The sequence below is a fragment of the Methylotenera sp. genome (assembly GCF_013141425.1).
GTDB lineage: Bacteria > Pseudomonadota > Gammaproteobacteria > Burkholderiales > Methylophilaceae > Methylotenera.
This window is the reverse complement of the sequence record NZ_JABFRA010000111.1, coordinates 1-6,155: the sequence shown is the minus strand read 5'-3', so window position 1 is coordinate 6,155 and position 6,155 is coordinate 1. Positions and strand designations below refer to the sequence as shown.

At 41.6% G+C, this 6,155-nt stretch carries 3 protein-coding genes; all 3 read right to left on the bottom strand.

Translation table 11 applies throughout. The annotated features are described in order from the left end of the window. On the bottom strand, positions 1 to 919 hold a 919-nt coding region (locus tag HOO90_RS10135), incomplete at its 3' end, for a PAS domain-containing protein (RefSeq protein WP_292842655.1). A 736-nt stretch (positions 920 to 1,655) separates the two neighbouring features. Further along, positions 1,656 to 3,902, bottom strand: a complete 2,247-nt coding sequence (locus HOO90_RS10130; RefSeq protein ID WP_292842653.1) for a TonB-dependent siderophore receptor — start codon at positions 3,900 to 3,902, stop codon at positions 1,656 to 1,658. 36 nt (positions 3,903 to 3,938) lie between these two features. Beyond that, positions 3,939 to 5,657: a hypothetical protein gene (locus tag HOO90_RS10125; protein ID WP_292842651.1), complete on the bottom strand. Its 1,719-nt coding sequence runs from the start codon at positions 5,655 to 5,657 to the stop codon at positions 3,939 to 3,941. Positions 5,658 to 6,155 lie beyond the last annotated feature (498 nt).

The window sequence follows — 6,155 nt, the reverse complement described above, 5'->3', positions numbered from 1 at the left end:
TCGACTGATCTTCTCCATCATCCATTCTTAGACAGTTTAGATTTGCATGAAATATAGAACCGTTTTCATGGGAAAATTTCATGTCAAAACTTAATTCTTCACCTCCAGCAAGCTCTTTCATGATTGTAAACTGGCGGCGCCAACGATCTTTGTCATCGTTTTCAACAAATTTTGCAAAGCGTTCTTGAAGTAGCTCATTACGCTTTAGGCCAAACATCGCAGTTACCTTCCAATTAACTTCCATGATTAAGCCTTGGTTGTTAATTGAGAGATAACCAACTGGAGCAAACTCATAGAGGTCTAAATAACGACTACTTGATTCTTCCAGCGCAATTCTTGTATTTTCTAACATACTTTGCGAATGTTTTCGCTCAGTGATATCCTGAGCAATTCCACGCATCAATATCGGTTCCCCGTGGTTATTACGTTCCACTTGTCCTGATGAACGCATCCAGCGAACTTCACCATTAGCATGATTTACGCGATACTCAACTTCATATTTAGTACTCTGTTCGATATGCGATTGTGTTGCATCAATGACGATTTGACGGTCTTCTGGAAGTATAAGCGCCAAAAAATCTTCAAAAGTGGGCTCTTCAATGGCAGAGAAACCTAGCAAGGCAATACAATTTTCTGACCAGATTTGTTTATTATTGATTAAGTCGGCTTCCCATGTACCAATACCACCGCCAATCTGACTCAGTCGTAAATGCGCTTCTTTGCTACGCAGTTCTGCTTGAGCCTGAAGTAACGCTTTATTCTGAATTTCTAATTGAAGCATGTGTAACTGCAGATCATGTAAAAGATCTTCTGCTATCACCAGTTCCAGTTTATCTAGGGTTGAGGTACGGCGAGCCTCATGCTCCTCAAGCAATAGCTGAAGCTTATCTAGGTAATCGGTAATGTTTGCGTCACTCATATGTTTACCATTATTAGCAATAGTAATATTTTAATTATTATGTTTTAGCCAATGATGCTGGCGATAAGGACGTGCTTGATAGTGACTTTAGAACTATCAGGAAACCTGAGGTAAAAAAAAATGATTTCTCAGGAAACTTTATATTAATCAGAGTCATCCACTAAATTTTTAGTCGAGCGACTATATATGCTTTAGGTAAAACTCATTTGACCTATATCAATAAATTCTGTAATTATTGGGTTTGTGGAATCTATCGGTAAGTCGTTAGTTTTTTGGAAAGGTCATAATATAAAAGATAGTTACATCACCAAGAAAATAAGATAATTAGATCCTACTCTAATGTCTGCAAGTGTCTGGCTTGAAGTTTACTTAATATATTTAAGTGGCAGCTTTGACCCGCTTGGTTGTTGATGATAAAAATTAGCGACTGGCAGCTAAAGGGCCGGGAGTGCCGATTCTCAGTGGCAGCTTTGAAGAGGTTTAATTATCAGGCCAAATAACAGCCGGTCATAACTTCACTCAGGGCCCAAAGCCGTCTGTCACCAATTATGATAATCGACAGCATCGTGGGATAAAGTAGCCGAGCAGTTTTGCATCGTCAATGCGTACTTACAGCACAAAGTGGTCATTTATGATATTAAATTGTGATGAATTAAATATTCTACTGTCTATATTTTTCAATAAAAAAGGCAAGTCATAGACTTGCCTTTTCAACTAACATGATTATGCCAATGCCCTAAAATTTTACTTTTGCAGATAGCAACGCACTCACAGGAACACCGGGAATCGCACCATTTTCATTTCCGCCTGTTGCAGCATCTGTGTAATTACGATCAAATAAGTTATACACATTTAAACGTACTTCGTATTTCTTTGCTTCATAAAATGCGGTTGCATCAAAACGTGTATAGCCTGGCATCCAAGCACGTTCTCCAGCAGTAATGTAACGCTCACCAGTTGAAGTTACGCCACCACCTATACCAAAGCCATTTGAGAATCGTTTAGTCACCCATAAGTTAGCACTGTGTTTTGCCACCATAGGTACTCGATTTCCTTCTAGGAGAACATCAGGATAGCCCGTCACTTTTTCTACACCATCTGATTTCACAATAGTTGAATCTAAGTAAGTATATGCTGAAATAATATCCCATCCATCAGCAGGTCGGCCTGCAAGCGATAGTTCTAAACCATTCGTGCGCGTTTCACCACCTTGTCTATTATCGCCACTGGGTTGATTTACAGTGAGCCTAGTATTGGTGCGCTCTAAGCTAAACAATGAGGCTTGCGCAGACAAACCACCTTCCATTAAGTCAAGCTTTGCACCTATTTCATAATTCGTCGTACGCTCTGGCTCCAAATCTCTAGCAGTATAACTAAGGGCTCCATCAATACCTGTGGGTTGATACGAGCGGCTAAACGAAGTATAGATACTAGCGTAATCGGTAGGTTGATAAACGACACCAACACGCGGGCTTAATGTGTAGTCGGTGCGACTAATATTTCTCCTAACATCCGTATTAAGGCGCATATAGTCTGTTGTATCTTGCTTAAATTGATCATAGCGCAAGCCAGCCAACACCTTCCATTTTTCGTTAAGTGTCACTAAATCCTGAGCATACACCCCAATTGTATTAGTATCATGATTGGTGTTTGAAACCGACTTCAACTTTGTCCCTCCAGGTAAAGGCGTGTACCAACGTTTTTTAAAGTTGGCGTAGGTAGGCGTTGTCGCAGTGCCATAGACAATAGGCGTAAGAACTGGGTTGAGTTGATTTACCGCATCAACGTCAAAACGGCTACCCCAAGAGTCTTTGTCCTGATGATTTAACTCTAGGCCAGCCAGCAATTTATGCTTCAATCCAAAGCCGTCTGTGTCTAACATTAGATCCGTTTGGTTAAATATACCCTTATCTTCGCGATTGATATTTGTGTGTTGGCGGGTAAATGTTGTCGCAGTAAAGCCAGGTGCGCGGGTATCATTTCGGTCCTGATCTAAATCTGTCGCTCTAAATACATTGCGAATTTTTAACCCACTATTAAACGCATGATCAAAGCTAATAGTGGCACCTGTGCTGTGCGTTTGTATGTAGTCGTCTTTTTCACCATTAAGTGAACCGTAATATTGGCTTCTTTTAACATTTAATGGGCCGCCAATACGGAAAGGAACACCCAAATCATCTAATCTTCGGTCATCTAAATAATCAATCTGAAAAAGCAAGCTTGTTGAATCTGATGGTTTAAATAATACAGAAGGTGCAATTAGGTGGCGCTCCAAAAAGTATTGGTCACGGAAACTTTCAGAATCCTCAATGCTGGCAGCCAGACGCACGGCTACAGTATCACTTAGAGGTTGGTTAAAGTCAATTTCACCGCGCTTAACATTGTAAGAACCAACAGTGCCACCCAGCTCATAAAAAGTCTCGAACATTGGTTTTTTTGTAATTCGGTTGATTAAACCACCAGAGCCGCCACGTCCATAAAGCGCAGATGCGGGCCCTTTAATGACTTCAATCCGCTCAATGTTGGCTAAATCGCGATAGTAAGTAGCATCATCACGGAAACCGTCAACCAAGTTATCTGTTTGTGAGCTAAAGCCACGAATTAATACCTGATCACGCGCACCATCACCTGCCAAAACACTCACACCAGGCACACTGTGCAAAGTGTCGTTCAGTGATCGCGCCCCTTGGTCACGCCAAGTTTCCTTTGTTATCACATTAATTGTTTGCGGAATGTCTCTTAGCAAGGCATTTGTTTTGGTACCAGTAGTTGTGTTTGCAGGCTGGTATAAGCCACCAGTATCTTTAGTAGCTCGAATATTAATTTTGTCTAACTCGACTTCTCCCACTTTAGTCGTTGACTTATCAATTTCGCTTGAACTTTCTGTGGCAGCTTCTTTAGCCACTGCCGCAACAGGTAAGGCTAGCAATGAGGTAAGCACCGCCAGTGAAATATGTTTGAGTTTAAATTTTTTTTGTTGCATTTGTTTCCCCTATGTTTGCGTTTATTTTCACTTCATTTATTTAACCGTTGCTTCAATCACCAGTGCATTACTAACTTTTTTAGCTATCCAACTGACATTTCCACTGCTTTCTACTTTTGGTAAAACTTCACCAAAGAACTGCTTGGCAACGGTATAACTTTGCCCAGACTTCACTAATGCTGAGCTACTCACAATCGGCTTAATCACTGCTGTACTATCTGCTGAACTTATGCCTTTAGCATCTGCTATCTTGAGTGTGCCTTGAATGGAGCTGTTATTTTCAGACGACTCAGCTGTAATGACTGGGCTGATCGTAATATGGCTACCTGCCACCGTTGCTATCGTCACATTGCCAGTAATCGTGCCACTGTTTTCTAAGGCAAAGCGTTTATCTGGGTTCGCTGCTAAAAATTCTTCTTCAGTTAAATAGCTATGCACTTCATCGCCCGCCAAGAACCATTTTGAAGGTAAACAGCCTTTGAGTGGCACATCAGGCGCCAAGCAAGCTGTGGCAGATTGCCCTGCGGCAAACGTGCCTGCAGGGTAGTTATTGGTGGCGTTAGTCGCAGCATATTTGTAAATGAAGGTTTGATTGACATTGATATTGCCCGCAATCGTGCCGCTATTGGTGAGTTTGTGGTCGCCCGTGCCTAGCACTAGGTTTTGCATAGTGCCGATGTTGTCAATCGCGCTGTCGCGTCTGCCTGCCACTTTCATAAAAGATTGGTCATAACCAGCCACTCTTGAAGCCATTTCAGCTAAGCCGTTGACATCCACCATGCGCACATCACCAATGATATTGCCTGTATTTTTAAGTGCGGTTTTGCCGATAATGATTTGTAAAAAACCGTCTTCTACTTCGTTAAATGGCGCTTCGTAGCTCACAATCGCCACACCACCGCCAACGCTGCCCGCGCCTTTGTTGTAGCTAATCGTGCCATCGTTAGTAATACTTAAGATGTTTGAACGCATATATAAGGCCGCCGTCAAATCACCACTGCCTAAAATTGTGCCGCCCTTGTGGTTATGGACTGTGGATTCCATTTGCTCTTCTTCAGTAAAAAAACCTGCCGCATAAGCAATATTGCGCGCTTCGCCGTAACTGGTACTCGCTACTTTTAATTTTTCTGCGCCTTTTACGGTGCCTTTTAAACTGGCGGCGGTGTTAGTAGTGAGTATCAGCGGTTGAGTGCGTTCTGCCGAAATCGTGCCGTAGTTTTCCAAAGCAAAAGTGTCTGCTTTCCCTGCGGCGGCAACCGCCCACACCTTGCCAATGCCTGCATGTCTAGCACTAATGATGCCGTGATTTTCCACTACATTATGACCGTGCAACTCAGTATCTACACCAATCGCTGCTGCATCAAACCCATAGGTCGTGACCGGACCATTTAACACCCCATGAGGCGCGCCAGCTTTAATAGGTAGCGTACCATCGAAAAAAACAATGCTGGTATTTACGGTAGAGGTGGAAATAGGTTTTGTTAGATTTTTGGCACTAATTTCTGCAGACACTACACCACCAGCAAGATTCACCAATTTAGCCTTATTACCACCAAGAAGCACAGCAACATTGTTCACTTTACTTACACTGTTATTTTGAATCGTGCCACGGTTGTTAATCGAGCTATTGGCATTAACCAGTGTAGACACACTGTAAATGGGCGTCGCAATTGCACCTGTTTGATCATTCGTTGTCCAAAGCTGAACACGAGGATTTGGATTTATTTTAGTATCCTTTGCAACATTTAAGGTCACTTTTCTTAATATGTTATTCCCATTAGGTGCGTTTGGATTCGTCTCTGTAAGGTTTTGGGTATTTAATAGTGACTGATTCTTTCTAGCAAGATACCCATTGTGAACATTTCCATCACAATTTACATCTAATTTATTATTTTGAATAATGCATGTCGATGATGCTTCACTTGAGACCAAAAGTGCGATTGCGCTTGCTACTATTTTAGCGAATACATTTTTTCTGCTCTGAATTACCATATTGGACTCAATGTTAAGAAACTATAATGACTCAACACTATGAGGTTATTGAACCCTAATTCCTAGGGAGTTTTTCCTGACTTTTGTAGATAGAATACCCTTTTAAATATAAATTAGAAGAATCTATACATATTGTTAATATTGCCCGAAGGTCTGACTATAATGGTTCGACTGTTGTCTGTGATAGGGAAAGGTTGACCGTCAGCTTTGGGGATTTTTTCGGTCAGTAAGTAAAATTAGATGAATGACTCAAAAGGGTCG